General features: G+C 66.4%; 18 protein-coding genes. 7 read left to right on the plus strand and 11 right to left on the minus strand.

Translation table 11 applies throughout. From position 1 onward, the window contains the following. Window positions 1–118 precede the first annotated feature (118 nt). From VK92_RS11070 to VK92_RS11075, 3 genes are all read left to right on the plus strand, one after another. A complete protein-coding gene (locus VK92_RS11070; protein WP_048025552.1) occupies window positions 119–1,657 on the plus strand; it encodes a tetratricopeptide repeat protein in 1,539 nt (512 codons plus the stop codon). 41 nt (window positions 1,658–1,698) lie between these two features. Beyond that, a complete protein-coding gene (locus VK92_RS39820) occupies window positions 1,699–1,962 on the plus strand; it encodes a PAAR domain-containing protein (protein WP_081076694.1) in 264 nt (87 codons plus the stop codon). A gap of 354 nt (window positions 1,963–2,316) precedes the next feature. After that, window positions 2,317–2,859 carry a cysteine hydrolase family protein gene (locus tag VK92_RS11075; protein WP_048025537.1) on the plus strand — a complete coding sequence of 181 codons (543 nt, stop codon included), beginning with the start codon at window positions 2,317–2,319 and terminating at the stop codon, window positions 2,857–2,859. A gap of 287 nt (window positions 2,860–3,146) precedes the next feature. On the opposite strand, the gene VK92_RS11080 is transcribed toward VK92_RS11075, so the two are convergent. From VK92_RS11080 to VK92_RS11105, 6 genes are all read right to left on the minus strand, one after another. Beyond that, window positions 3,147–3,815 (minus strand): heavy metal response regulator transcription factor, encoded by a 669-nt coding sequence (locus VK92_RS11080; RefSeq protein ID WP_048025538.1) that lies wholly within the window; start codon window positions 3,813–3,815, stop codon window positions 3,147–3,149. Window positions 3,816–4,717: 902 nt separating this feature from the next. Continuing rightward, window positions 4,718–5,824: a porin gene (locus VK92_RS11085; protein WP_048025539.1), complete on the minus strand. Its 1,107-nt coding sequence runs from the start codon at window positions 5,822–5,824 to the stop codon at window positions 4,718–4,720. 63 nt (window positions 5,825–5,887) lie between these two features. Further along, a complete protein-coding gene (locus tag VK92_RS11090; RefSeq protein ID WP_027791849.1) occupies window positions 5,888–6,307 on the minus strand; it encodes a DoxX family protein in 420 nt (139 codons plus the stop codon). Window positions 6,308–6,492: 185 nt separating this feature from the next. Next, entirely contained in the window at window positions 6,493–7,770 is a 1,278-nt protein-coding gene (locus VK92_RS11095; RefSeq protein WP_021162032.1) for a cytochrome c, read from the minus strand. 2 nt (window positions 7,771–7,772) lie between these two features. Then, window positions 7,773–9,392 (minus strand): GMC family oxidoreductase, encoded by a 1,620-nt coding sequence (locus tag VK92_RS11100; protein WP_021162033.1) that lies wholly within the window; start codon window positions 9,390–9,392, stop codon window positions 7,773–7,775. After that, window positions 9,392–9,898 (minus strand): sugar dehydrogenase complex small subunit, encoded by a 507-nt coding sequence (locus tag VK92_RS11105; protein ID WP_048025540.1) that lies wholly within the window; start codon window positions 9,896–9,898, stop codon window positions 9,392–9,394. The genes VK92_RS11100 and VK92_RS11105 overlap by 1 nt, the downstream gene beginning before the upstream one ends. 310 nt (window positions 9,899–10,208) lie before the next feature. Between VK92_RS11105 and VK92_RS11110 the strand changes: the two genes are divergently transcribed. Both VK92_RS11110 and pbpC read left to right on the plus strand, forming a co-directional pair. Beyond that, window positions 10,209–16,271 carry an alpha-2-macroglobulin family protein gene (locus VK92_RS11110; protein WP_048025541.1) on the plus strand — a complete coding sequence of 2,021 codons (6,063 nt, stop codon included), beginning with the start codon at window positions 10,209–10,211 and terminating at the stop codon, window positions 16,269–16,271. 10 nt (window positions 16,272–16,281) lie between these two features. Beyond that, window positions 16,282–18,531, plus strand: a complete 2,250-nt coding sequence (gene pbpC, locus VK92_RS11115; RefSeq protein ID WP_048025542.1) for a penicillin-binding protein 1C — start codon at window positions 16,282–16,284, stop codon at window positions 18,529–18,531. Window positions 18,532–18,598: 67 nt separating this feature from the next. Here pbpC and VK92_RS11120 read toward each other — a convergent pair whose 3' ends face one another. Together VK92_RS11120 and VK92_RS38945 are read right to left on the minus strand one after the other, a co-directional pair. Further along, on the minus strand, window positions 18,599–19,225 hold the full coding sequence (locus VK92_RS11120) for a LemA family protein (protein WP_122982903.1): 627 nt from the start codon (window positions 19,223–19,225) through the stop codon (window positions 18,599–18,601). Window positions 19,226–19,307: 82 nt separating this feature from the next. Beyond that, window positions 19,308–20,744, minus strand: a complete 1,437-nt coding sequence (locus tag VK92_RS38945; protein WP_053076305.1) for a TPM domain-containing protein — start codon at window positions 20,742–20,744, stop codon at window positions 19,308–19,310. Window positions 20,745–21,034: 290 nt separating this feature from the next. Here VK92_RS38945 and VK92_RS11130 point away from each other — a divergent pair, with 290 nt between their 5' ends. Then, window positions 21,035–21,727, plus strand: coding sequence for a hypothetical protein (locus VK92_RS11130; RefSeq protein WP_048025543.1), 693 nt, complete (start codon window positions 21,035–21,037; stop codon window positions 21,725–21,727). Window positions 21,728–21,779: 52 nt separating this feature from the next. Here the strand turns inward: VK92_RS11130 and VK92_RS11135 are convergent, their stop codons facing one another. Then, complete coding sequence (locus VK92_RS11135; RefSeq protein WP_048025544.1) at window positions 21,780–22,301, minus strand: GNAT family N-acetyltransferase; 522 nt, start codon at window positions 22,299–22,301, stop codon at window positions 21,780–21,782. Between the two features lie 21 nt (window positions 22,302–22,322). Next, window positions 22,323–23,576 carry a multidrug effflux MFS transporter gene (locus VK92_RS11140; RefSeq protein WP_048025545.1) on the minus strand — a complete coding sequence of 418 codons (1,254 nt, stop codon included), beginning with the start codon at window positions 23,574–23,576 and terminating at the stop codon, window positions 22,323–22,325. Window positions 23,577–23,873: 297 nt separating this feature from the next. On the opposite strand from VK92_RS11140, the gene VK92_RS11145 reads away from it, so the two are divergent. Beyond that, window positions 23,874–24,419, plus strand: coding sequence for a hypothetical protein (locus tag VK92_RS11145; RefSeq protein ID WP_048025546.1), 546 nt, complete (start codon window positions 23,874–23,876; stop codon window positions 24,417–24,419). Between the two features lie 100 nt (window positions 24,420–24,519). Here the strand turns inward: VK92_RS11145 and VK92_RS11150 are convergent. Beyond that, window positions 24,520–25,338 (minus strand): glutamate/aspartate ABC transporter substrate-binding protein (locus tag VK92_RS11150; RefSeq protein ID WP_048025547.1); only part of this gene is annotated, 819 nt, incomplete at its 5' end.

Genomic DNA, 25,338 nt, shown 5'->3' on the forward strand with positions numbered 1-25,338 from the left:
ATCCAGCACGAATCTTGTTGACCTTGTTCTTCGAATTCTAGTCGTCAGCCTATACATGCTGGCAATTGATTCGCAGGCTAACCCATTTACAGTCCAGACCAGTAAGCTGAGTGCATCCATGTCCGACCTGCCACGTTACGAGAAACTTCCGTTATTCAACCCACATCGCAAGACCTTTACCTGTGTGTATCAGGACCAACATGTACCACCTGTCGATCCACAGGCCGAACTGTGGTTCCAGCAGGCGTTGTCGCTTGATGATCCGAACATTGACTATAACAGGCGCGACTATCCAAAGATTTATCAACTCTACTCACAGGCTGCGGAACGCAATCACTGGAAGGCGATGCTCAATATAGCGTCGCTGATATTGAGCAATCGTCAGGGGGTGCCGACGCATGATCCTGAGGTCGCGATTAGCTGGGTGGAAAAAGCAATGAAACAGGGCGTTCCTGACGCCTACGACATGATGGGGATCTACCATCAGAATGGGCTGATTAAAGGTGGCGATGCCACGAGTGCATATGCCTTCTTCCAGCGCGCTGCTGATATGGGTAGCCCATCCGCGCAAACATTTATCGGAACGAAGACGGATGCCGCATATGATGATCCGGGCGGTGAATTCTGGGGCAATCTACCGATCGCGACACAGATGCTGGAATGCGCCCTCGCGCAAGGATATGGAAATGCCGCGAAGGAGTTAGGACATGTTTACGCGAGACCGCAAACTGCTGAAGCGAAGCTACGTGCGCTTAACGTCCTTCATCAAGGAGTCAAGCTAGGTTCTGCTGAATGTGCCAATAAGTTGTTTACGGAATTCGATGGAATGGACCTCGCCGATGGCACCAACCTGGTCGGTCATATCGACAAAGCTCGTGCTGAACGTTACAGCAGGCTTGGAGATGCACTCGAGTTCTATCAGGGCCGCCTGAAACTGCCTAATCTCGACAAGGTACTTCCGCTCCCCCCCGCACCGTTACCCAAATGGGACGGTAAAGCACAAACGTTGATCGACGGCGCAAAGGCCGTAACGCCGCCACCCAAACTGCAGAAGAGTGCCGCACTGCAAGGCCGGGAATTCATTCCGGCCGGATATGCCGTGGCATCACGCGAACAAAGCACAATGGTCGTCACGGGCAATACCCCAGTACCGCTCAATGGCTATTGGCTCGCGCTGTATGGTCCACCATCTGTCTCCAAGGCCGATCTGATCCCCGCCCGTCAGAACACGCCGGAGCACTACCAGATCGGTGAACGATTCCGTGCGCCGTTGTTCGACTGGCTAGCCGCCGAGCAAGTACAGTGGCATTACCTTGGTGAAGCGTATGCCCTGCCCCCGCAACACGACGATTTCCTGAAGCATATGATTGAAACGGGACTACTGCGTGAAGTCCCTGAACTCGCGTCGGCAATCCAGTGTAACGGTCGGCAGCGATGCCCCCAAACTGGGATATGGGAAAGTCGCGTAGCGGATGACCATCCGATGGCTGTGTTGTACAACCGCTGGGATCGGCAAGCGTTCGTCGAGAAAGGGCAAGCATTTCCCCATGCCTCTGACAGCTTTATCGATGTCGCCATGGGAGATGTGAAGTGGACGTTCCTGGGCAGCCCGAATGCCGAAACCGGGATGCCCGGCATCCATACGATTGGTTTGTAACCATACAGGGGCCGTTGCGCGACTTTACACAAGAGGAAAAAATGGTTCGTCAAGTCATCGTAGTGGGTGATACGCTCACGCCGCATGGCGGCACCGTTGCGACCGGTTCGAATGCCGACGTTGTAGATGGCAAGGCAATCGCTCGCAAAGGTGACATGGTCGAGTGCCAGGAGCACGGAACACAGGCTATCGCCGAAGGCGACGTGAACGGAATGATCGGCGGCGCTCCGGTGGCGTTGCACGGACATCGTACGACATGCGGTTGTACGCTGGTCAGTCGCTCACTCACTGTGTCGTGGTCCTAAGCGTGATAGGTTAACTCCCCTAGGCGACAAGGAAAGTGGGAAGGAGCGACACGATCGGCTGCGATGCGATGACGCTGCTCGCGATACGCTGCATGGACGAAAAAGCCGGGAAGGCGCTCGACTGAACGGCGGTCAATGCCGAGTGCGCGATTGACGTGGTGTGCGCGCATCGGGCATGATCGCTCCATGCGCCACACCACGACCACTTCCTCGACCACGACGCGCACGACCGCCTTCGGCGGGCTCGTGCGGCGAGTGCGCGCAAGGTCGTAGCGCAACCCCTCACAGGCCCCGCCGGTTCCGGACGGGGTCTTGTCGTTTCTCCGTCCGTATCGGTCACTCAGGAGAAACGCCATGCCCGAAGTCTCTTCCCCGAAACGCGCACTGCTCGTCGTCGACATGCAGGTCGGCCTGTTTCACGGCCCCGAACGTCCATACGACGGCGAACGCGTGCTCGCGAACATCAATCGGTTGATCGGGCGCGCGCATGAAGCCGGTGCACCGGTGTTCGCCGTGCGCCACACCGGCCCCGCCGGCTCGCCGATCGCGCCCGACTCGCCGCTGACCGCACTGCTGCCTGAACTCGCAATCGATGCCGCACGCGATACCGTGTTCGCCAAAACGCGGTCGAGCTGCTTTACCGGCACGCCGCTTGCCGAATGGCTGCGTGCGGCCGGCATCGGCGAGATCGTGATTGCGGGGATGAAGACGCAGTACTGCGTCGATACCACGTGCCGTGCGGCCGCCGATCTTGGCTTTCGCGCGGTGCTGGTCGCCGATGCGCACACGTGCATGGATACGCCGGATCTGCCGGCCGAGCGGATCGTCGCGCATCACAATGCGACGCTCGATGGCCCGTTCGCGACGCTGACGACGAGCGAGGCGTGCGGGTTCTGATACGCGGCCCCGTTTGCCGTTCGAATCGCGAAAATGCCGGCCCAGCGCACGATACTGCTCCTGCAGGAAGCGCCGGCGCCCGGACGTGATTGCAGGCGACACGATCATCTCGGCGACCTTGGTGCGCGTGTCGGGTATCGCGCGCAGGTCGGCGAACAGTGGGTGCGCCATATTCACGACCGGCCCACAGCCGACCCGCGTGAACATGAGCAGAGACGCGATGCCGAACATCGCCGACAGCCGCAGGACGATCGAGCGCTTTGTGTCTGGCTCCCGATGCCGCCACCCTAGCGCGCCTCGAGCACGTAACCCATCCCGCGGATCGTGTGCAGCAGCGTGTTCGCGAACGGGCCGTCGAGTTTCGCGCGCAGGCGCTTGATCGCCGTCTCGACGACATTCGTGTTGCTGTCGAAGTTCACGTCCCACACGAGTTCGGTGATGGTCGTCTTCGACAGCACCTCGCCGCTGCGCCGCGCGAGCACGCCGAGCAGCTGGAATTCCTGCGCGGTCAGGTCGAGCCGTGTGCCGTCGCGCGTGGCGCGGCGGCCGATCAGGTCGACGCGCAGGTCGCCGATCGAGATCAGCGTCGACTCCTGCACGCGCGCGCGGCGCGTCAGCGCACGCAGCCGCTCGATCAGCTCGAGGAACGAGAACGGCTTGGTCAGGTAGTCGTCGGCGCCGCCGCGCAATCCGCGCACACGGTCGTCGACGCGGTCGCGCGCGGTCAGCATGATGACGGGCGTCTGCTTCTGCGCGCGCAACGCGCGCAGCACGCCGAAGCCGTCCAGCTTCGGCAGTATCACGTCAAGCACGATCACGTCGTAGTCGAATTCGACGGCTTTCCACGCACCGTCCTCGCCGTCGAGCGCGGTGTCGACGACCCAGCCTTCCCCGGTCAGGCCGCTCTTCAGGTATTCAACGACTTTCGGTTCGTCTTCGACGATCAGGACTTTCATGTTGTGTGTCCGCGTAACCGGGTCAAAGGCCGACGCCTGCGAGGCGCCGAGGCCCCGGCGCCGCGACGTCGAACAACGCGGACATATCGATCGCGGGCAGCACGTCGACCGGCATGCGTACCGGCGCAAGCCGGGTGGCCATGACGACGAACCTGCAGGGGCGCCTGAGCGCGAGATTGACGATACACATGGGGCAGAGAGACAGGTGGCGCTTTCGCTCGTGATGGAAAGGAACCGTGATGCCTTCACGGCACACGCACGGCAGCACTATCGCGCCATTGCATCAATCTGGAAATCAATGAATATCTAGTGATGTCTATAGAATTTCTTATGGCAACGCTCCACGCTCCCCCATCACTCGACGGCCCATGGGGCAATATTTATGCCTCGCCGGCGAACCGACGATCCCGGGGCGCATTCGGTGCTGGCAGGGAGCTTCCAACCGCAGACCAGGATAGTGGTGTCACCGGTTGTCGACGAAGGAGAGACGCGAGACCCTCGTGAATTCGTGGCGTTGCGCGCTGCGAATTGAATTTGTCACGGGCGGGCGCGTTGCGAAGATTGCTGTCAATTCCTCGTAGCCCTCTGCAGAGAGGATTGCCGCTGTCACGCGTCAGGGACCGTTTTGCCGCATTCCCAAGTGAACCCGAATTCCGCCGTAGAGCGAAAGCACGCAGCAAGCCGTGACCTGCATGACAGGTGGGCGCCGGATCTCGCTTCTTCCGAATTCCTCATCGACGAGAAGCAGTCGCCGAGAACACGCCAGGCGTGAGCATCGTCGATGCCGCTTTCTTCGCCAAGCGCCCGTCGTGCGCGTTCAGCAACGATTCGAGAAACCTTGTAAACACAAAAAAGGCACGGACCTTCATCACCCGTGCCTTTCCGTGCGCAATCCGCCCCGCTCAGAACGTATGCATCATCCCCACATACGCCCCCGTCTGCGACTCGCCCGTCATCGGGCTCGTCCCCGACGTCGCATCACGCGGCGTCGCGAGCAGCGAGAAGTTCGAATTCCCGCCGTTGCGCACATACGCGACCGTGCCGTACAGGAACGTGCGCTTCGACAGGTTGTACGTGGTGCCGAGCACGTACATCATCGCGTGCCCCGACGGATCGTGCGACGCGTCTCCACCGCCATCACCCACCTTCACGTAGTAACCGCCGCCCGTCACGGCCCATTGCGGCGTCGCGGTGTAGGTCGCACCGAGCCAGTAGTGATCGGCGCGATCGGCCACCCCGGCCGGGCTGTCCGGCGCCTGGTAGTGCGTATACGCGCCCTGGATCTTGAACTTCGACACCTTGACGTTCGCACCGACGAAATACTCGCGTGACGCGGTGAAGATGTTGCTGAACTTGCCGTTGCTGTCGCGCAGTTCATCGTAGATGCCGCGTACGTCGAGCAACGGTGAGTGGTACGAGATCATGATCCCGTCCGAGCGGCCGAAATCGTCGGCCGCGCCGTAGTTGAAGCCGCGCGACTGGTTGCCGAACGCATATTGCGCCTGCACGTCGAAGCCGCCGATCACGGGGCTGTGATATTCGATGTTGTTGCTGGTCTGCTGCCAGTTGCGGCCGCGCACGAGCGATGCCGACGAAAACGCCTGCTGGACGAACGGGTCGAATTCCCACACCCCGTCGCTGTCGATGAACAGGTTTCGGCCGGCCTGCAGCTGGCCCCACGTGTCGCTCTTGAGCCCGACATACGCGCGCCGCGACCACATGCGCCCGCCGCCCGTCGTGCCGTTCATCACCTGGAACGCGGTCTCCAGGTTGAAGACCGTCGACAGCCCGCCGCCGAGATCCTCGAAGCCCTTCAAGCCGAACATGCTGGTGCCCCAGTCGCCGCCTTCGGCACTCCAGCGGGTCGCGCTGCCGCCGTTCGGCTGCGCGATGTGGTTCAGGTATTCGATGCCGCCGTCGATCCGGCCGTACAGCGTCACGCTCGTCTGTGCAAAGGCAGCCGCCGGTGTGGCGGCCGCGATCAGCCATGCGAAATGTTTGAGTCGCAAAATGATGCCCCCTCGGAGTCTCGACCTTCCCGCGCGCGCCCCATGCGCGCGCCCCGGGTCTGCTTATCCGCGATCGATCGAGAAACGCCCGGGGCCCGCCGCGCAAAGCGCGAGCAGGCCGCCGGAGATCGCGATGTTCTTGTAGAAATGAATCATGTTGTTGATCTGCTCGCCGCCCGTCATCGTCCAGTAATGGTGGCCGATGATGCCGGTGCCGATCGTATAGAGCGCCAGCAGCAGCGCGAGCGCGCGCGTCTGGAAGCCGACCAGGATCGCGACCCCGACGAACAGTTCCATCACGACCGAGATCGCGGCGGAAATGATCGGCGCGGGCGCGCCTTCCGAACCCATGAACGCGATGGTACCGGGGAAGTCGACGATCTTCTTCCAGCCGAACATCACGAACAGGATCACGAGCAGGATCCGGGCAAGCAGCAGCAGCACATCGCGCTGGGACGCGAGAAACGGTTGATTCGGTGTCATGGTGTCGATCAACGAAAGCGATGCGCATGGCGCAAATACGCGCGGCGCACCGGATTGCGAATGAACCGGGACGGGCGGCCGCCTGCGCCACCCGTCCCGCTCTGCAACAACCGGCATCGGGCAACAACCCGATGTGCTGTGCTCCTCCTCTTGTCAGTTATCGCCCTGCTTCGTCGCGCGCCCCATCAGCGCAGCTTCGCGACGTCCTGCTCGGTCACCTTCGCGGCCGGATTGCCGAACTGCCCGGTCAGGTAGTTCGTCAGCGCGGCGATCTGCGCATCCGACAGCTCGTGGCGGAACGCCGGCATCCCGACGTCCTCGCTGCCGGCCTTGCGCTGCACGCCGTTCAGGATCACCTGCACGAGGTTGGTCGGATTCGGTGCGCCCACCGTCGAGTTGTGGAACAGCGGCGGGTAATAACCGTCCGGCGTGCCCTTGCCCTGCATCTGGTGGCAGGTCGCGCAGTTGCCGAGATACAGCCGCGCCGGATCGATGCCCGACGACGCGAGCGCGGCGCCGCGCAGCGTCAAGCCGTCCTCGGCCGGCTTGCCCCACGACGAGCGCGACTGCTTCGCGTCGCCGCTGGCAACTGCCGGCACCGTGCGAATGTACGTCGAGATCGCGCCGATGTCGGCTTCGGTCATCTTCGAGAAGCTGTGCTCGATCGCCTCGGCCATCGGCCCGGCCGCCTGCGCGAGGCCCGGCACGGTGCCGGTGCGCAGGTACTGGACGAGCTGCTGCTGCGTCCAGCCGCCGATCCCGGCGTTCGGGTCGGACGTGATGTTGTAGCCGTCCCAGCCCGCGAGTACCGAACCCGACAGGAAGCTGCCGCCCGTCTCGTCGAGCGACTTCTCCTGCATCGCGATGCCGCGCGGCGTGTGGCACGTGCTGCAGTGCGCGAGGCCCTGCACGAGATACGCGCCGCGGTTCCACTCGGCGCTCTGCGCCGGCTTCGGCTGGTAGACGCCGTCCTTCAGGAACAGCCAGTTCCAGATCTTCAGCGGCCAGCGCATGCTCAGCAGCGCGGGGATCTCGTTCTTCGGCGGCGCCTGCTTGACCGGTTCGACGCCGTGCATGAAGTACGCGTACAGCGCCTGCACGTCGTCGTCGTTGATCTTCGCGTACGACACGTACGGCATCGCCGGATACAGGTTGTCGCCGTTCTTCGACACCCCGTGGCGCACCGCGCGCTCGAAGTCCTCGGCCGACCAGTTGCCGATGCCCGTCTCGGGATCGGGCGTGATGTTGCTCGTATAGATCTTGCCGAGCATCGGGATCGGCATGCCGAGACCCCCCGCGAACGGCTTGCCGCCCTTCGCGGTGTGGCAGGCCATGCAGTCGCCCGCGACCGCGAGGTATTCGCCGCGCTTGACCAGCGCCGGATCGGCCGCATCGGCCGCGCGTGCGAGGCCCGGCAGCGCGAGGCAGCCGGCGAGGAGGAAGGTGAGAGTAGATTTCCGCACGGTCAGACTTCCTTCTTCAGCGTGTCCGACATCCGCAGCGCGAGCGCCGCGATCGTCAGCGTCACGTTCACCGTACCGACGGTCGGCATCGTCGAGCTGCTCGAGATGAACAGGTTCGGATGGTCGAACGTGCGGCAGTCCTTGTCGACGACGGAGTCGCGTGCATCCGCGCCCATGATCGTCGCGCCCGTGATGTGGTTGTTCGGCGCGAACTCGTCGTTGAAGACGACTTCGGTACCGCCCAGCACCTTCGCGGCCGTCGCGTAGACCTCGCGCGTGTGCACGGCGCCGCGCTTCACGTAGTCGTCGATCGCATAGGTGATCTCCGGGCGCGGGATGCCGATCGCGTCGGTGGCCGTCTTGCTCGGCACGATGCGGTTCTCGGGCTGCGGCAGAATTTCGTGGAAACAGTCGAACTGCACGTAGCGCGCGGAACGATCGCGGATCTGCGCGTCGAGCTCCTCGGGCTTCATCAGCTTGCCGGCCTTGAAGATCTTCTGCGTCTCCTGGTTGATGCGCGACATGTTCGACAGGTGGATCTTCTTCGCGGCTTCGGTCGCGCGGAACGGGCCGTCGCGGAAGCCGATCAGCGACGTCATCTCCTGCGGGCCGCGGCCCGGCCACAGCTTCTCGTTCGCGTAGAACGACACGCCGGTGCCCGGGTGGTCCATCAGGTTGCGGCCGACCATGTCCGAGCTGTTCGCGACACCGTTCGGGAAATCGCGGTTCGCGGACATCAGCAGGATCTTCGGCGTCTCGATACCGTTCGCGGCAATCACGAAGTACTTGCCTTCGACGCGATGGTCGGCACCCGTCTTGTCCTTGTAGACCGCGGCGGTGATGCGCTTGTCCGGCCCGGTCTCGAGCTTGTAGACGACCGCGCTGTCGATCAGCTTCGCGCCGGCCTGCTCGGCCTTCTCGACGTGCACGATGCCGTTGTACATCGCACCGATCGGGCAGATCGGCATGCAGTTGTTGTTCCCGCAACAAGTGGGCCGGCCGTCGTACGGGCGGCTGTTGCGCGCGACCGGCTCGGTCACCACGTGGAACTTCGGGTCGTAGCCGTTGAGCGCGCTCTTGATCGTCTGCTCGTTGAACGACAACGGCAGCGGCGGCATCGGGTACGGCTCCTTGCGCGGCGAGTACAGGTCTTCCTCGGGGCCCGGGCCCCACACGCCGAGCTCTTCCTCGGCGCGCTGGTAGTAATGCTCGATGTCGTCGTACTGGATCGGCCAGTCGCGGCCGACACCGTACACGGTCTTCATCTTGAAGTCGTTCGGGATGAAGCGCCACGCCGACGCGGCCCAGTGCCACGTCGTGCCGCCCACCGCGCGGATGTACTGCGAGTTGAACTTGTGCTCGCCCTTCAGGATCAGGTAGTCGTTCGGCGGGCCGTATTCCGGGTGCGGCGCCCATGCGCTCGACGGATACGGCGCCATGAAATCGGTCTTGTCGACCTGGTTGCGGAAGCGCTCGACGATTTCCCAGCGCGGCATGCGCGGGCCGGCTTCCAGCAGGATCACGGACTTGCCCGCCATCGCGAGCTGGTGTGCGACGATCGCGCCTGCGACACCCGAGCCGACAACGACGACGTCGGCCTTTTGCGTATCGGTATCGGCCATCAGGCTTGCCTCTCGATCGGTTTGTCGGCCCAGAAGCCGGGTTTGTTGGGGCAATACGACGGGATCACGAGCGTATCGGACACGACGCTGAACATTAATGCTTCTTCGTAGGTAATCACGACGTTGTCGATGACGCCGAGATACCACGCCTCAAGAATCTTCAGCGCGAGTGTTTCCTGATCGGGATTCAGCGAACCGGACGCGAGTGCGCCGGCGAGTTGCGGCAGGCTGTCGGCCGTCTTGAACGAACCCTTCTGCAAGGCCTGCAGGAAGCGCTGGCCGAGCACGCGGCTCAGCCCCTTCTTGCCTGTCAATGCTTCGGAGAGCGTCATGAACGTATCGAGCGGCGCGGTGCCGGGATCGTCGGCCAGGGCCCGCAACGCCAGCGAGCCCGTGAGGCCCGCCGCCGTCAGCGCCAGTGCGCCCTGCAGCCATTGACGCCGAGTGATGCCTGTTACGGCTGCGTCGCCAGTGCGACGCGAGTGGGGAGTGTTGTCGTTGTGCATGTTTCCTTTTCTCTCGAACACCGGATTCGGGAAAACCACGCTTGATATTTCTCAAACATTGGCGCGGACCTGAAATGTACGCGCACAAATCGGATCGAACAATCTTTTTATAGTCCATTAAATGTTCCGCAATCCGAGACAATCGACATTTCGATGCTTTTTTGTATCGTCGGCGCGACAAAGTTGCGGCCGACGCACCCATGTCGTACACCGGCGACACACTGACTGCACGCGACGATGCATGCGCATGTCGGTCGGTTAGAATCGCGTGCAATCAAACAGAAAGCTTCCCTCCGAGGGCAATCGAGCGATGAAGCAGCACGACAAACAGAACAAAACGGAACGCATCCACCACACCACCCGGCTGCTCTGGCGCCTTGGCGCCGTCGCGGCGCTCGGCGGCGCCACGGCACTGTCGCTGCATGCGGGCGCGGCCCGCACGGTGAGCGTCTCGCCGCAAGGCACCGTCACCGAAGTCCGGCAGAGCGTCGTCAAGTTCGACGAACCGATGGTCGCGTTCGGCTCGGCGTCCGCGCCGAATCCCGCGCGCGTCACCTGCAACGATTCCGCGGCCGCGCGCGGCCAGGGTCACTGGCTCGACGACAAGACCTGGGTTTACGATTTCGAAAACGACCTGCCGCCCGGCGTGCGCTGCTCGGTCGCGCTCAACGACACGTTGCGTTCGGTCGCCGGCAATGCGGCCAGCGGCCCGCGCCGCTTCACGTTCCAGACGGGCGGCCCGTTCCCGGTGAACGTCCGCCCCGGCTCGCGCGAGATCGAGGAACACCAGGTATTCGTGCTCAAGCTGAACGGCCCGGCCGAACCGCGTTCGGCGCTCGCGAACATCTGGTGCGAAGCGGCCGGCATCGGCAACCGCATTCCCGTCACGGCCGCCGACGACGATGCGCGCAACGCGCTGCTCGATCACTTCGGGCTGAAGAAGGATGCCGCGCGCGTACTGACGCTGTCGTGCGCGCAGGCGCTGCCCGCGAGCGCGAAGATGCAGCTCGTGTACGGCAAGGGTGTCACGAGCCCGAGCGGGATTCCGAACGAAACGGAACGGCGCTTCGATTTCACCGTGCGCGCACCGTTCGCCGCGAGCTTCTCGTGCGAGCGCGAGAACGCGAAAGCGCCCTGCACGCCGCTGCGCCCGCTCACGCTGTCGTTCAACGCGCCGATCTCGCGCAAGAACGCCGAGGCGATCAAGCTGCGCGGCCCTGACGGTTCGCTGTCGCCGACCTTCGCGGCCGACGACAAGAGCGAGGAAGTCACCACCGTCACGTTCAACCCGCCGCTGCCCGAGCAGGCCGGCCTGACGATCGAATTGCCGTCGGGCCTGCGCGACGTGACCGACCGACCTCTGTCGAACGCCGACCTGTTCCCGCTCGCGACGCGCACCGCACCGATGCCGCCGCTCGCGAAGTTCTCGTCGGGCACCTTCGGGATCGTCGAGCGCTTCGCCGAACCCGATACGCCCGCGCTCGTGCCCGTCACGCTGCGCAACGTCGAGGCCGACCTGCATATCGACGGCCTCAACACCCAGGGCGCGCAGTTCTCGAACCTGAAGGTCGACGACGACACCGCGATTCGTCAGTGGATGCGCACCGTCGACCGCTTCGACAACTGGTCGATGACGGCCGGCTCGATCGACAGCCAGATTCCCGGGCTGCTCGAACGCAAGGGCCAGCACCCCGTCTACGTGCCGCGCGAGGCCGGCGAGAAGGCGCCCGCACCGAAGGATCGCCGCATCGACGTGCGCTCGCTGACCCTGCTCAAGGGCCAGCCCGGCGTGCAGGCGCTGACGCTGCCGAAGGCGGACCCGAAGGCGCTGCGCCCGTTCGAAGTCGTCGGCGTGCCGATCGACAAGCCCGGCTTCTACGTGCTCGAACTCGCGTCGCCCGCGCTCGGCCGCTCGCTGCTCGCGAAGCCGTCGAGCATGTACGTGCGCACCACGGTGCTCGTCACCAACCTCGGCGTGCACCTGAAACAGGGCCGCGAAAACAACCTCGTGTGGGTCACGACGCTCGACAAGGGCAAGCCCGTGCCGAACGCGCGGATCCGCGTGTCGGACTGCAACGGCGACGAAATCGCATCGGGCACGACCGATGCGCAGGGGCTGCTGAAGATCGACGGCGCGTTCGAATCGAAGCGAGCATGCAGTTCGTCCGACTCGGAGCAACGCTTCGACGACTACTTCGTGTCGGCCCGCGTGAACGATCCGAAGACGGGCCCCGACATGGCGTTCGTCAGCTCGGGCTGGAACCGCGGGATCGAATCGTGGCGCTTCAACGTGCCGACCGATACCGACAGCGCACGGACCGTGCGCGCGCATACGGTGTTCGACCGCACGCTGCTGCGCGCGGGCGAAACCGTGTCGATGAAGCACTTCATCCGGTCCGAGACGCTGCAGAGCCTCGCGTTCCCGTCGCAATACCCGACGCGCGTGACGATCCGCCATCTCGGCACGGGCCAGACCTACAAGCTGCCGCTCACGTGGGCGGCCGACCACAGCGCGGACTCGCAGTTCACGCTGCCGGCCGCCGCGAAGCTCGGTGAATACAGCGTCGAGCTCGAAGGCGGCCCGGAAGACTCGCCCACGTCCACCTACTACAGCGGCAGCTTCCGCGTCGAGGCGTTCCGCCTGCCGGTGCTGAAGGGATCGATCGGCGCGCGCGACGCGCAGAAAAGCCCGCTCGTCGCCGTGAAGGAAGCGCCGCTCGCGGTGCAGATCGACTACGTGTCGGGCGGTGGCGCATCGAACCTGCCCGTGCAGGTGTCGGCGCTGATGAAGTGGGCATCGCCGCCGTTCGCCGATCGCTTCGAGGATTTCAGCTTCACGCCGTATCGCCCCGACACGAGCGACGGCAATGCCGACGACGATTCGCAGGACGGCGACAACGCGTCGTCATCGGCATCGAGCAACGATCCCGACGCGACGAAGCTGATCGCCGACAAGCTGCCGCTGACGCTCGACCGCAACGGTGCGGGCTCGGTCACGCTGAAGGGCCTGCCCGACGTCGACGCACCGAAGCGCATCGCGCTCGAAGCGACGTTCGCGGACCCGAACGGCGAAGTGCAGACGATTCGCGGCGACACGATCCTGTGGCCGGCCGCGGTGGTGGCCGGCATCAAGGCGGGCCGCTGGGTCTCGGTCGGCCAGCGCGTGCCCGTGCAGGCGCTGGCGGTCGACCTGCAAGGCAAGCCGCGCGCGTCGGTGCCGATCGAGATCAAGGGCGTCGCGCGCATCACGACGTCGTCGCGCAAGCGGATGGTCGGCGGCTTCTATGCGTACGACAACAAGAGCGACACCCGCGACCTCGGCGTGCTGTGCTCGGGCAAGACCGACGACAAGGGCCGCATGGCCTGCGACGCGACGCTCGAACAGGCCGGCAACGTGCAGCTGATCGCGGTGGCGAAGGACGGCGACGGCCGCACGTCGAACGCGTCGACCTCGGTATGGGTCACGCGCGAAGACGAACTCTGGTTCGGCGGCGACAACACCGACCGGATCGACGTGATCCCCGAGAAAACCTCGTACGAACCGGGCGAAACCGCCCGCTTCCAGGTGCGCATGCCGTTCCGCTACGCGACCGCGCTGGTGGCGGTCGAGCGTGGCGGCGTGATGGAAACGCACATCGTCGAACTGAACGGCAAGAACCCGACGGTCGACCTGAAGGTCGGCGACACGTGGGGGCCGAACGTCTATGTGTCGGTGCTCGCGCTGCGCGGCCGGATTCGCGAGGTGCCGTGGTACTCGTTCTTCACGTGGGGCTGGAAGGCACCGGTCGAATGGGCACGCGCATTCTGGCGCGAGGGCCGTCACTATGAAGCGCCGACCGCGTTCGTCGACCTGTCGAAACCCGCGTTCCGCTACGGCCTCGGCGAGATCAAGGTCGGCACCGGCGTCCACCGTCTCGGCGTGACCGTGACGACCGACGCGACGCGCTACACCGTGCGCAGCAAGGCTCAGGCGCACGTGAAGGTCACGCTGCCGAACGGCCAGCCCGCGCCGGCCGGCACGCAGATCGCGGTCGCGGCCGTCGACGAGGCGCTGCTCGAACTGATGCCGAACAACAGCTGGGACCTGCTCGACGCGATGCTGCGGCGGCGCGCGTACGGCGTCGAGACGGCCACCGCGCAGATGGAAATCGTCGGCCGCCGCCACTTCGGCCGCAAGGCCGTGCCGGCCGGCGGCGGCGGCGGCAGCGCGCCGACGCGCGAGCTGTTCGACACGCTGCTGCTGTGGAATCCGCGCGTGACGCTGGACGCCAACGGCAGCGCGACCGTCGAGGTGCCGCTGAACGACGCGCTCACGCGCTTCCGGATCGTCGCGATCGCGGCGGTCGGCCCCGACCGCTTCGGCACCGGCAGCACGTCGATCCGCAGTACGCAGGATCTGCAGCTGATCTCCGGCCTGCCGCCGCTCGTGCGCGAAGGCGACGCGTTCCGCGCGCAAGTCACGCTGCGCAACACGACCGACCGCGCGATGCAGGTCGTCGTGACGCCGCGCGTGACGGGCCTCGATGTCTCACCGCAAACCGTATCGCTGGCGGCCAATACGGCAACCGAAGTCGCCTGGACGATCACCGTGCCCGAGCAGGCGCTCGACGCGGCCGGTGCGCTGAACTGGCGCATCGAAGCGGCCGAACAAGGCGGCAAGCGCGCGTCCGACGCGCTGGCGGTTGCGCAGAAGGTCGTGCCCGCACTGCCGGTCACGGTTCAGCAGGCGACGCTCGCGCAGGTCGACGGCACGCTGACGGTGCCGGTCGCCTCCCCGGCCGGCGCCGCGAACAACGCGCAAGGCTTGCCGCGCGGCGGCATCGCCGTGTCGCTGCAGTCGAAGCTCGCCGACGGGCTGCCCGGCGTGAAGCGCTGGTTCGAGCGCTATCCGTACCGCTGCCTCGAACAGCAGACGTCGCGCGCGATCGGCCTGCGCGATCCCGCGCAATGGCAGGCGCTGATCGCCCGCATGCCCGTCTATCTCGACAGCGACGGGCTCGCGAGCTACTTCCCGCCGTCGTCCGACGATTCGCACGCCGGCAGCGCGACGCTGTCGTCGTACCTGCTCGTGGTGTCCGACGAGGCGAGCCGTCTCGACCCGCGCTTCGCGCTGCCGGAAGACCTCCGCACGCAGCTCGAAGCCGGGCTCGCGCGCTTCGTCGACGGCCGCCTCGAGCGCAACACGTGGGCGCCGCGCCAGGATCGCGACCTCCGCAAGCTCGCCGCGATCGAGGCGCTGTCGCGCTACGGTGCCGCGCAAGGACGCATGCTCGGCTCGATCGAGATCGCGCCGAACCAGTGGCCGACGTCGGCGGTGATCGACTATCACGCGATCCTCACGCGCGTGAAGGACATCCCGCAACGCGACGAGAAACGCGCGCAGGTCGAGCAGATCCTGCGGGCACGCCTCACGTACCAGGGCACGCAGCTCGTGTTCTCGACCGCGCGCGACGACGACCTGTGGTGGCTGATGACCAGCAACGAGACCAACGCGGCCCGCCTCGCGCTGGAATTCGCCGGCGATCCGGCGTGGAAGGACGAGATGCCGCGCGTGACGGCCGGCCTGCTCGCCCTGCAGCGCCAGGGCGCATGGCAGACGACCACGTCGAACGCGCTCGGCCTGCTCGCGGTCGAGCGCTTCTCGCGCACCTACGAGAGCACGCCGGTTGCCGGCGCGACGAAGGTCGCGCTCGGCGGCGACGAACGCACGATCTCGTGGTCGCAGGCGCCGGCACCCGCGCCCGCCGACCCGGCTGCATCGGCCGCCCCCGCCACCCCGGCCACCCGCGCCGCCGCGGCTCGCAGCGTGATGCTGCCGTGGCCGCGCGCGTCGCAGGCACCGGCCACGCTGTCCGTCACGCAAGACGGCACCGGCCGCCCGTGGGCCACGATCGAAAGCCTCGCGGCCGTGCCGCTGCGTTCGCCGTTCGCTGCCGGCTACCGGATCACGAAGACCGTCACGCCGGTGTCGCCCGCCGTCAAGGGCGTGCTGACGCGCGGCGACGTCGTGCGCGTGCATCTCGACATCGATGCGCAGAGTGACATGACGTGGGTCGTCGTCAACGATCCGGTTCCGGCCGGTTCGACGATCCTCGGTTCGGGCCTCGGCCGCGACTCCGAAGCCGCGACGCAGGGCGAGAAGACGCCGGACGGCGCCTGGCCGGCGTTCATCGAGCGCGACTTCGACGGCTACCGTGCGTACTACGACTATCTGCCGAAGGGCAAATTCTCGGTCGAGTACACGGTGCGGCTGAACAACGTCGGCACGTTCGGGCTGCCGCCGACGCGTGTCGAGGCACTGTACGCGCCGTCCGTGTACGGCCTGTGGCCGAACCCGCCGATGACCGTGAAGCCGGCCGAAGCGGGCAAGTAACGAGTACGCGATGATCGATCAGGTATTGCCGCGGCCGGCGCGTTTCGCCGGCCGCGTATTCGTCGCCGTCGTGCTGGCCGCGCCGCTCGTCGCGCATGCGCTGCCTGGCTACGACGAAGTGCGCCGCAACTGGCGCAGCTCCGACTGGGTGCTGCTCGCGCGCGACGGCACGCCGCTGCAGCGCACGCGCGTCGACCTCACCGAACGGCGCGGCGACTGGGTGTCGCTCGCGGACGTGTCGCCGGCGTTTCGCGAGGCGATCGTCGTGTCGGAAGACAAGCGCTTTTACGAACACAGCGGCGTCGACTGGCGCGGCATCGCCGGCGCCGCGTGGGGCAACCTGTGGAACGAACGCACGCGCGGCGCATCGACCGTCACGATGCAGCTCGCCGGGCTGCTCAGCGATTCGCCGCGCCGGTCGGGCCAGCGCTCGCTGCCGCAGAAGGCCTCGCAAGCCGTCAACGCGCTGCTGCTCGAACGCGGCTGGCGCAAGGACCAGGTGCTCGAGGCATACCTGAACCTCGTGCCGTTCCGCGGCGAGACGATCGGCCTCGCCGCGCTGTCGCAGGTGCTGTTCGGCAAGGCGCCGTCGGGCCTCGACGCGCGCGAGGCCGCGATCGCGGCCGCACTCGTGCGTGCGCCCAACGCCACGCCCGCGAAAGTCGCCGAGCGTGCGTGCCGGATCCTGCGCGACATGCATGCGGAGCAGGCCTGTGCTTCCCTCGACGGCTACGTGCAGCTGGTCACCGCGCGGCCGGCCAGCGCCGCGCGCGACGACGGCGCCGCCCTCGCCCCGCACTTCGCGCGACGCATCGCGGCCGAGGTTCGGCCGGCGGCCGGCGCGCAGGTGCGCACGACGCTCGATGCGCCGCTGCAGCGCTTCGCGCGCGACACGCTGATGCGCGCGCTGACCGAACTCAACGCGCCCGCGCACCGGCGCAACGTGCAGGACGGTGCGGTCGTCGTGATCGACAACGCGACCGGCGAGATTCGTGCGTGGGTCGGCTCGTCCGGCGCGCTGTCGAGCGCGCGCGACGTCGACGCCGTGCTCGCGCCGCGCCAGGCCGGCTCGACACTCAAGCCGTTCCTGTACGCGCAGGCGATCGACGAGAAACGGCTGACGGCCGCGTCGCTGCTCGACGACGCGCCGATCAACCTCGCCGCCGGCGGCGGCCTGTACATCCCGCAGAACTACGACAAGGATTTCAAGGGCTGGGTGAGCGTGCGCAGCGCGCTCGGCGGCTCGTTGAACGTACCGGCCGTGCGCACGCTCGTGCTCGTCACGCCGCACCGCTTCGCGCGCACGCTGACCGCGCTCGGCCTGCCGCTCGCGCAGGAAGGCGACTACTACGGCTTCAGCCTCGCGCTCGGCAGTGCGGACGTCACGCTGCTGTCGCTGACCAACGCGTACCGCGCGCTCGCGAACGGCGGCGTCGCCCGCCAGGTCGTCGACCGGCCAGCGCCAACGCCGGCACCGGCATCCGGCGCATCGGCCGCGTCGCCCGCCCGCGCGGCCGACGGCACGCGCGTGTTCAGCGAGGCAGCCAGCTTCGTCGTGACCGACATCCTGTCCGACAACAACGCGCGCGTGCGCACGTTCGGCTTCGACAATCCGCTCGCGACGCGCTTCTTCTCGGCAGTCAAGACCGGCACGAGCAAGGACATGCGCGACAACTGGACCGTCGGATTCACGTCGCGCTATACGGTCGGCGTGTGGGTCGGCAACGCGGACGGCTCGCCGATGTGGGACGTGTCGGGTGTCACGGGCGCGTCGCCGGTGTGGTCGGCCGTCGTCGGGTACCTGCACCGCGACGTGCCGAGCCGCGCGCCGCGCGCGCCGGCCGGCGTCGAGACGCGCCGCATCACCTTCGAGCGCGACATCGAACCGTCACGCAACGAGTGGTTCGTCGCGGGCACGGCGGTCGACACGATCCGGCTCGCCGCCCCCGTCACGCCGGGCAAGGACGGCGCGCGCGCGCCGCTGACGATCGGCACGCCGACCGACGGCACGATCTTCGCGATCGACCCGGACATTCCGCCGAAGAATCAGCGGATCTGGTTCGAGCGCTCGGCCGGGCGCGCCGCGAAGTTCGCGTGGCGGCTCGACGACAAGGTGATCGGGCATGCCGACCGTATCGCGTGGATGCCGTGGCCGGGCCGGCACCGGCTCGAACTCGTCGATGCGCGCGGCAATGTTGCCGACGCGATCGGCTTCGAGGTGCGCGGCGCGTTCGCGAAGGCGGCTGCGCGCAAGCCGTGAACGCGCGCTTCGGTCGGGCTTTTCGACCTGACGTTCAGATCTGACGCTCCGACCTGGCGCTCAGACCTTACTCGCCGGCCGCGTTTGCCTTCGCCGGCTGCGGCTGCGCGGAGAAATCGAGTGTCGGCGCGGTCGAAACCGCCGCTTCGTTCGCGACGCTGAAATTCGGGCGCGGCTGGTAGCCGAAGATCTTCGCGATCACGACGCCCGGGAACTGGCGGATCTGCACGTTGTAGTGCTGCACCGTCTTGATGTAACGGCCGCGCGCGACCGCGATGCGGTTTTCCGTGCCTTCGAGCTGGGTCTGCAGGTCGCGGAACGCTTCGTTCGCCTTCAGCTCCGGATAACGCTCGGACACCACCATCAGCCGGCTCAGCGCCCCGGACAACTCGCCCTGCCGCTGGTCGAACGCCGCGAGCGCGGCCGGGTCCTTCGCCATCTCCGGCGTCATCTGCACGCTGCCCACGCGCGCACGGGCCGATGCCACCTCGGTCAGCACGCGCGCCTCGTGCGACGCGTAGCCCTTCACCGACGCGGCGAGATTCGGCACGAGGTCCGCGCGGCGCTGATACTGGTTCAGCACTTCGGACCATGCGGCATTGATGTCCTCGTCGGACGACTGGATCGCGTTGTAGCCGCACCCCGCGAGCGGGGCCAGCACGCAGCACACGAGCAGGATTCGAAACCATTTCATCATGGGGTTGTTTCCGGTTGAACGCTCCGTGCGGAGCGGCAGGTGAAAGGAATCAGGTGCGCAGGCAGGCTGCGCGCGGACGCTACCAGCGGCCCGATGCGCCGCCACCGCCGCTCGATCCGCCGCCGCCGCGAAACGAATCGGAACTCGATGGCGACCGTGAGCCGGACGAGGATGACGACGAAGACGAGCCGCCGCCCGTCAGCTTCGCCCAGATCACGGCAAGTACGCACAGCACGCCGAAGATGCCGGACAGCACTTCCCCGACCGAATAGTCCATTTCGCGCCCGATCGCGACGATCATGAACAGCGTCCCGCCCACGATCGCGGTGATTTTGCGCACGCGCGCCGACAGGAACAGGTTGATGCCGAGCAGGCACGGCCCGACACCGGCTGCCGTCGGAATGAACGCTGCGGCGCCCAGCATGGCTTCGAGATTGCCGTTGAAGATCGCGCCGACCGGCAGCATCACGACCGGCACGACGGCCGCCACGAGCCAGGCGGCCAGGAGCGCCACCCTGCGGCGCAGCTTGCGCCATTGCGCGACCACGCCGAGCACGACATTGGCAACCCCGAGCAGGAACCAGAACCGCACGCCGCCCGCGTTCGGGCGTTTCCGCTCGGGCAGGCCGTTCGACTGGTATTTTTCGCCGCCGGCTCGCGCGTCGCGGGGCGGCGGGTTCGCGGAATTCGTCGCGCTCGCCGCGGTCGCTGCGGCCGTTTCGTATGCTTCGTCGCGCCCGTCGAGCGCCATGGCGGGTGCGGGCTGCTCCGGCGCGGCGACGTCGGCCGGCATCATTTCGTGCGTCAGCGCGTCCAGCGCATCGCTGATGCCGGCTTCAATGCGGTTCTCGCGGAATGCCGGCACGATCCGCTCACGAATGATCCGGCCCGCGACGATGTCCGGAATCGTGCCTTCGAGCCCGTAGCCGACTTCGATCCGCACGGTATGGTCGTTGAGCGCGGCGACGAGCAGCAGGCCGTTGTTGACCTGGGCCTTGCCGAGTTTCCATTGGTCGAACACGGTGGTCGCAAACTGTTCGATCGTCGATTGCCCGGTCGACCCGACCAGCAGGATCGCGACCTGTACGCCGAGCCGTTGTTCGAGCGCGGCGAGGCGGTCGGTCAGCTCGGAGGCGCAGGCCGCGCTCAGCGCGCCCGTCGTGTCCGTCACGCGGCCTCGCAACGGCGGCGCGGCTTCCGGCTTCGGGGCGACCGGATAGGCTGCCGCGGCGGCCACGTGTGTGCAGGCCGACCGGGCCGGGGTGGAAAACGTGGTGGCCATGGACGCCGCGACGGCGACGCTGCCCTCTTCGGCCGGCGCCGCGATGGCCGTGCCGCCGAACAGCAGGATCGCGCCCGCGAGCAACGCAGTGGCCTTCCGGAAGCCGGACCTGCCGGTCACGCCCTTGGTGCCGCGTGTGTGCCGAATGCCGGTTCGGGCCGTGCCTGCCCGCGATGCCGGATCACCTTCGCCGCCCGGCGCGCACGGCCGGCCCGTCTGTCGTTTCGAATTCATGTCGGAAACGGCGCGCCGGCTCCATCGGGAACGGCACGTTCTCTCGTCGTTTTTAATCGTCCCGCAGCATAACCAATTGCGAAAGGAACTGAAAGGTTTCCGGCCGACTTCCGGATCTCGTCATTTCAGCGTGCCGCTGCACGACGCGCTCGTCGCCGGGCCGCGTCCGGCCGCAGGCCGGCCAGGCGAACGAAACGGGCAAGCAGCGCCCCGCTTCGGGACATAGAATGTGAACGGCGCCGCACTGTCGGCGCCTACCGGTTGCCCCACTCTCCTCAAGGCCAGCGACCATGAACCTGCACCCCAGGCGTTTCATCCGCCCCGCGCTGGGCACGCTCTGCGTCGCCACCCTCGCAGCGCTTCAGGCGTGCAACGGCGATGCTTGCTTCGGCGTGGATGTCTGCTTCAACAACAACAACACGCAAACCGTCGCGCTGTCGGGCACGGCCGCGACGGGCGACGCGCTCGCGAGCGCGCAGGTGACGGTCAGCTGCGTGACGGGCTCGGCGACGACGCTGACCGACGGCGGCGGCAACTACCGCGTGACGGTCAATGCCGCGCTGCCGTGCGTCGTCACCGTGACGTCGGGCGGCACGAGCCTGCATTCGCTCGCGTACGCGGGCGGTACGTTCAATACGACGCCCGAGACCGAGCTGATGCTGGTCTACCTCGCCGCCCAGCTCGGCACGAACGCCGCCGCATTGATCGGCAATTTCCAGGGCAATCCGCGCTACCAGCAGGCGATGAACAGCCCGAACACCGTACAGGCCGCGCAATCGGCCGTGGTGACGAGCCTGCAGCAGCGCTATTCGGTCACGCTCACGGCGCCGGCGTTCCTGACCACGTCGTTTACGGTCGGGCAACCGGGTGTCGACAGCGATCTCGTCGCGCTCGCGAAAGCCGGCGCGATCGATACGAACGGGATGCCGGATCCGGCCGCGGTTACGCTGCTCACGCAGGCCGGCGCGGCGCATCCGCTTTGACAAGCGGCCGGCGGCGGGAAGAAGGTCGCCCATTACTGCCCGGTATCGCGCGTCAGGCGCGCGCTTCGGGCGCGTCGTCGGCCAGCAGCGCCCACCGCTCGTGGTCGCGCCATGCGCCGTCGATGCGCAGATAACGCGGAGAAAACCCCTCTTTCGTGAAGCCGAGCCGCCGAACCAGCGCAATCGACGCATGGTTGCCCGGCTGGATGTTCGCTTCGAGCCGATGCAGCCCGAGTTCGCCGAACGCGACGCCGATCGCCGCGCGCATGGCGTCGGTCATCAGCCCCTTGCGGCTGAACGCCACCATCCCGTAGTACCCGAGATACGCGCTCTGGAACACGCCGCCGACGATCTCGTTGAGATTCACCACGCCGACCACCGCCCCGGACGTGCGCTCGCGCGCGACGAAGCCGACGTTCGGCCCCGTCAGGCAGCGCCCGAACCACTGGTCGAATCCCGCCTGGTCGGTGAACGAGTCGACCCACGGCAGATGATGGTTCCGGCTCGCGCGATTGGCGGCGATCAGGTCGGCGGCGTCGGTTCGGGCGACGCGGTTCAGCAGGATCGGGTTCATGGGGCAGTCGACAGGCGGCATTTACGCGGCCTCCCCACGCCCGCACGCGACGGGCGCGGCCTGGGCCTGCTGCTGCGACAGGTACCGCAGCAGCTTGGTGACCATCCACACGACGATGCAGGACAGCGCGACGAAGAAGACCGCGAGCGGCGTCAGGACATGGATCGACACGAAACCGGCCAGCCCCATCATCGCGGACGACACGAGCAGCAGCGCGCATCCGAGGATCGCGCTCGTCAGGCCGGCGATATGCGGAAACAGCGAATTGCCCTTGGCCATCAGCGTCGGGTACATCGCGCCCGCGCAGAAACCCATCACGAGCACCGGCGTCGCGAGCGTCCACACGCGCAGCCCGACGGTCAGCGCCAGCACCAGCATCGCGACCGACGCCCCCGCCATCACGCGCGCGCCGATACGCAGCCGTTGCTCGGCACTCGGCAGCCCGCGCCCGTGAATGCGGTTCGACAGCCCGCCGAGGAAATACATGAGCCCGATGCCGAGCGCGAGATAACCGAAGAAGGTCGGCGGCTTGTGCAGCGTGGTCTGCACCATGAACGGCCCGACGATGTTGAACACCAGCAGGATGCTGTAGCACAGCCCCTGGGCGAGGAAGCAGCTCTGGAACACCGGGCTCGCCAGCACCTTGCCCGCGTTCGTCACCAGCGTGCGCGGCTCGAGATGCACCGGCTTCGGCAAGGTTTCGCGGTATCGCCACAGCAGCGCCCACATCACCAGCGAGTACACCAGCAGGAACACGAGGCACGCGCGCCAGCCGAACCATTCCTGCAGGTGCGCGCCGATCACCGGCGCGATGATCGGCGCGAGCCCCCACGCGATCGACATGTACGTGAACGCGTGCATCAGCGCCTGGCCGGAGAACGAATCGGTGATGATCGCCTTCGCGAGCAGGTTGGTGGTCGCGATCCCGAAACCCTGCAGGCAGCGCGCCAGCACGAACGTCTCCAGGTTCTGCGCGCCGAGCGACAGCAGGCAACCGATCGTGTAGATCACGAGCCCGAACGCCAGCACGCGCTTGCGCCCGTATGCGTCGGCGACCGGCCCGAAGACGAGCTGGCCGAGCGCATAGGCGGCCATGTAACCGGACACGCTCGACTGGATCGCCTGCGGCGTGGTCGCGAACGAACGTGCCATGTCGGGCAGCGCGGGCACGTAGATGTCGATCGCGAGCTGGCCGGCGGACGCGAACAGGCAGATCAGGAACAACAGGAAACGCGGCGAGTTCGACTCGCGCGCGGGAATGGGCGTGGCGGTCATGACGACTGGGAAAGAGATCGGGGCGGCAGTGCCGCACCGTCAATGTTCGAACGTCGAACATGCGTGCGGTCGTGGCGAATGCCGTATTGTGCCCGTTGTCGCGTCGTGCCGCCGGATTCCCCTGGCGTGGACGAGGTTGAATGCCGATTGCGGCTCGCCCTGAAATGCGTTAGCCGGCCCAGCCGGACGCGGTTTTAATATTGATTTAAGCCGAGGGCCGCATTGTCTCGGATGGCTCACTCCGTGAGCCTCACGTCATTGTTGACTCGATCAGTCTCGTTTGATGGAGATACGAAGATGCGATTCCGTTCGTATATGGCGGCGGGCGCGCTGGCGCTGGTGCCTCTGTTCGCCCTGGCCGGGCAGGACGGCGCGGCGGCCGCTGCCCAACCGATGTTCGTCAATGTCGACGGGCAGGCCGTGCCCGTGAAAGCCGAAACGCGCGTCGTCCAGACCGCGGTCGGCCCGATGAAGGTCAGCACGTGGAGCTGGCACAGCCCGCAAGGCGGCGCGAGCTTCGAGATGCAGACGTCGTCGTCGGGCGGCATGCCGCCCGCGGCGGCGTTGCGGCAAATACAGGCCGCGCAGTACCGGATGCAGGCGGCGCAGGCGCAGATGGTCGCGATGCAGCAGCAGATGATGGCGCTGCAGCACGTCGCGCTCGCCAACGCGTTCGCGATGCCGATGCCGATGCCGCAGCCCGTCGGGTTCGCGATACCGGCGTGGGCGATGCCGGAACCGGTCGTCGTGATCGTGCCGGCGCAACCTTCGGCGCGTTCGATCGCACCTGCCCCGGCGACGCCGGCACAGCCGGCCGCGCGCGGGCCTGAAATCAAGGCCTGACGCGCACTTCCGGCGCACGAGCGACCGGGCTGCAAAGCGAAACCGCCGGCATGTGCCGGCGGTTTTTCATTTGTGGTGCGATACCACCATGACGCGGCGATCAATACTGCGCCTGATCCGTCGGATTCCTGAACAGCTGCTTCATCTCCGCCGACAGCGGATAGTTGAGGCTCACGCCCTTCGGCGGGATCGGCTGCATGAACCATTGGTCGTAGAGCTTCTCGGCCGCGCCCGACGTCTGCATCTTCGCGATCACGCCGTCTACCACGCGCTTGAACGCCGGATCGTCCCTGCGCATCATGCACGCGTAATTCTCGTGAACCAGCGGCGTGCCCGTCACCGTGTACGCGCCCGGGTTGCGGTCCTTCGCGATCTCGCCGTACAGCAACGGCTCGTCCATCACGAACGCCACCGCGCGCCCGGTCGTGACGTTCATGAACGCCTCGGCGTGATCCTTGGCGCTGATGATCGTCATGTTCATCGCCTTCTCTTCGTTGAGCTTGCGCAGCAGGCGCTCGTCCGACGTGCCGGCCGTCGTCGCGACCGTCTTGCCGGCCAGGTCCGCGAAATCCTTCACGCCCGAATCCTTGCGCGTGCTGAATCGGATCCCATAAAGAAAGATGCTGTTCGAGAACGCAGCCTGCTTCTGCCGTTCGAGCGTGTTCGTCGTCGATCCGCATTCGAAATCGACCGTCCCGTTCTGCAGCAGCGGAATCCGGTTCTGCGACGTGATCGGGATCTCCTTCACCGAGAGATTCGGCAGGTTCAATTCCGTCTTCAGCTGGTCGACGATACGCGATGCGATGTCGCGCGAATAGCCGATGTTCTTCTGCTGGTTGTCCGAATACGAGAACGGCACCGACGATTCGCGAATGCCGAGCGACACGACGCCCGTGTCCTTGATCTTCTTCAGCGTGCC

It is taken from the genome of Burkholderia sp. LK4 (assembly GCF_001043615.1).
GTDB lineage: Bacteria > Pseudomonadota > Gammaproteobacteria > Burkholderiales > Burkholderiaceae > Burkholderia > Burkholderia cepacia.

Coding starts and splice junctions, on each gene's coding strand:
- VK92_RS11075 (WP_048025537.1), top strand. CDS start 2,317: ATGCCCGAAGTCTCTTCCCCGAAACGCGCACTGCTCGTCGTCGACATG.
- VK92_RS11070 (WP_048025552.1), top strand. CDS start 119: ATGTCCGACCTGCCACGTTACGAGAAACTTCCGTTATTCAACCCACAT.
- VK92_RS38945 (WP_053076305.1), bottom strand. CDS start 20,744: ATGAATTCGAAACGACAGACGGGCCGGCCGTGCGCGCCGGGCGGCGAA.
- VK92_RS11100 (WP_021162033.1), bottom strand. CDS start 9,392: ATGGCCGATACCGATACGCAAAAGGCCGACGTCGTCGTTGTCGGCTCG.
- VK92_RS11130 (WP_048025543.1), top strand. CDS start 21,035: ATGAACCTGCACCCCAGGCGTTTCATCCGCCCCGCGCTGGGCACGCTC.
- VK92_RS11090 (WP_027791849.1), bottom strand. CDS start 6,307: ATGACACCGAATCAACCGTTTCTCGCGTCCCAGCGCGATGTGCTGCTG.
- VK92_RS11105 (WP_048025540.1), bottom strand. CDS start 9,898: ATGCACAACGACAACACTCCCCACTCGCGTCGCACTGGCGACGCAGCC.
- VK92_RS11120 (WP_122982903.1), bottom strand. CDS start 19,225: ATGAAATGGTTTCGAATCCTGCTCGTGTGCTGCGTGCTGGCCCCGCTC.
- VK92_RS11145 (WP_048025546.1), top strand. CDS start 23,874: ATGCGATTCCGTTCGTATATGGCGGCGGGCGCGCTGGCGCTGGTGCCT.
- pbpC (WP_048025542.1), top strand. CDS start 16,282: ATGATCGATCAGGTATTGCCGCGGCCGGCGCGTTTCGCCGGCCGCGTA.
- VK92_RS11110 (WP_048025541.1), top strand. CDS start 10,209: ATGAAGCAGCACGACAAACAGAACAAAACGGAACGCATCCACCACACC.
- VK92_RS11140 (WP_048025545.1), bottom strand. CDS start 23,576: ATGACCGCCACGCCCATTCCCGCGCGCGAGTCGAACTCGCCGCGTTTC.
- VK92_RS39820 (WP_081076694.1), top strand. CDS start 1,699: ATGGTTCGTCAAGTCATCGTAGTGGGTGATACGCTCACGCCGCATGGC.
- VK92_RS11135 (WP_048025544.1), bottom strand. CDS start 22,301: ATGAACCCGATCCTGCTGAACCGCGTCGCCCGAACCGACGCCGCCGAC.
- VK92_RS11080 (WP_048025538.1), bottom strand. CDS start 3,815: ATGAAAGTCCTGATCGTCGAAGACGAACCGAAAGTCGTTGAATACCTG.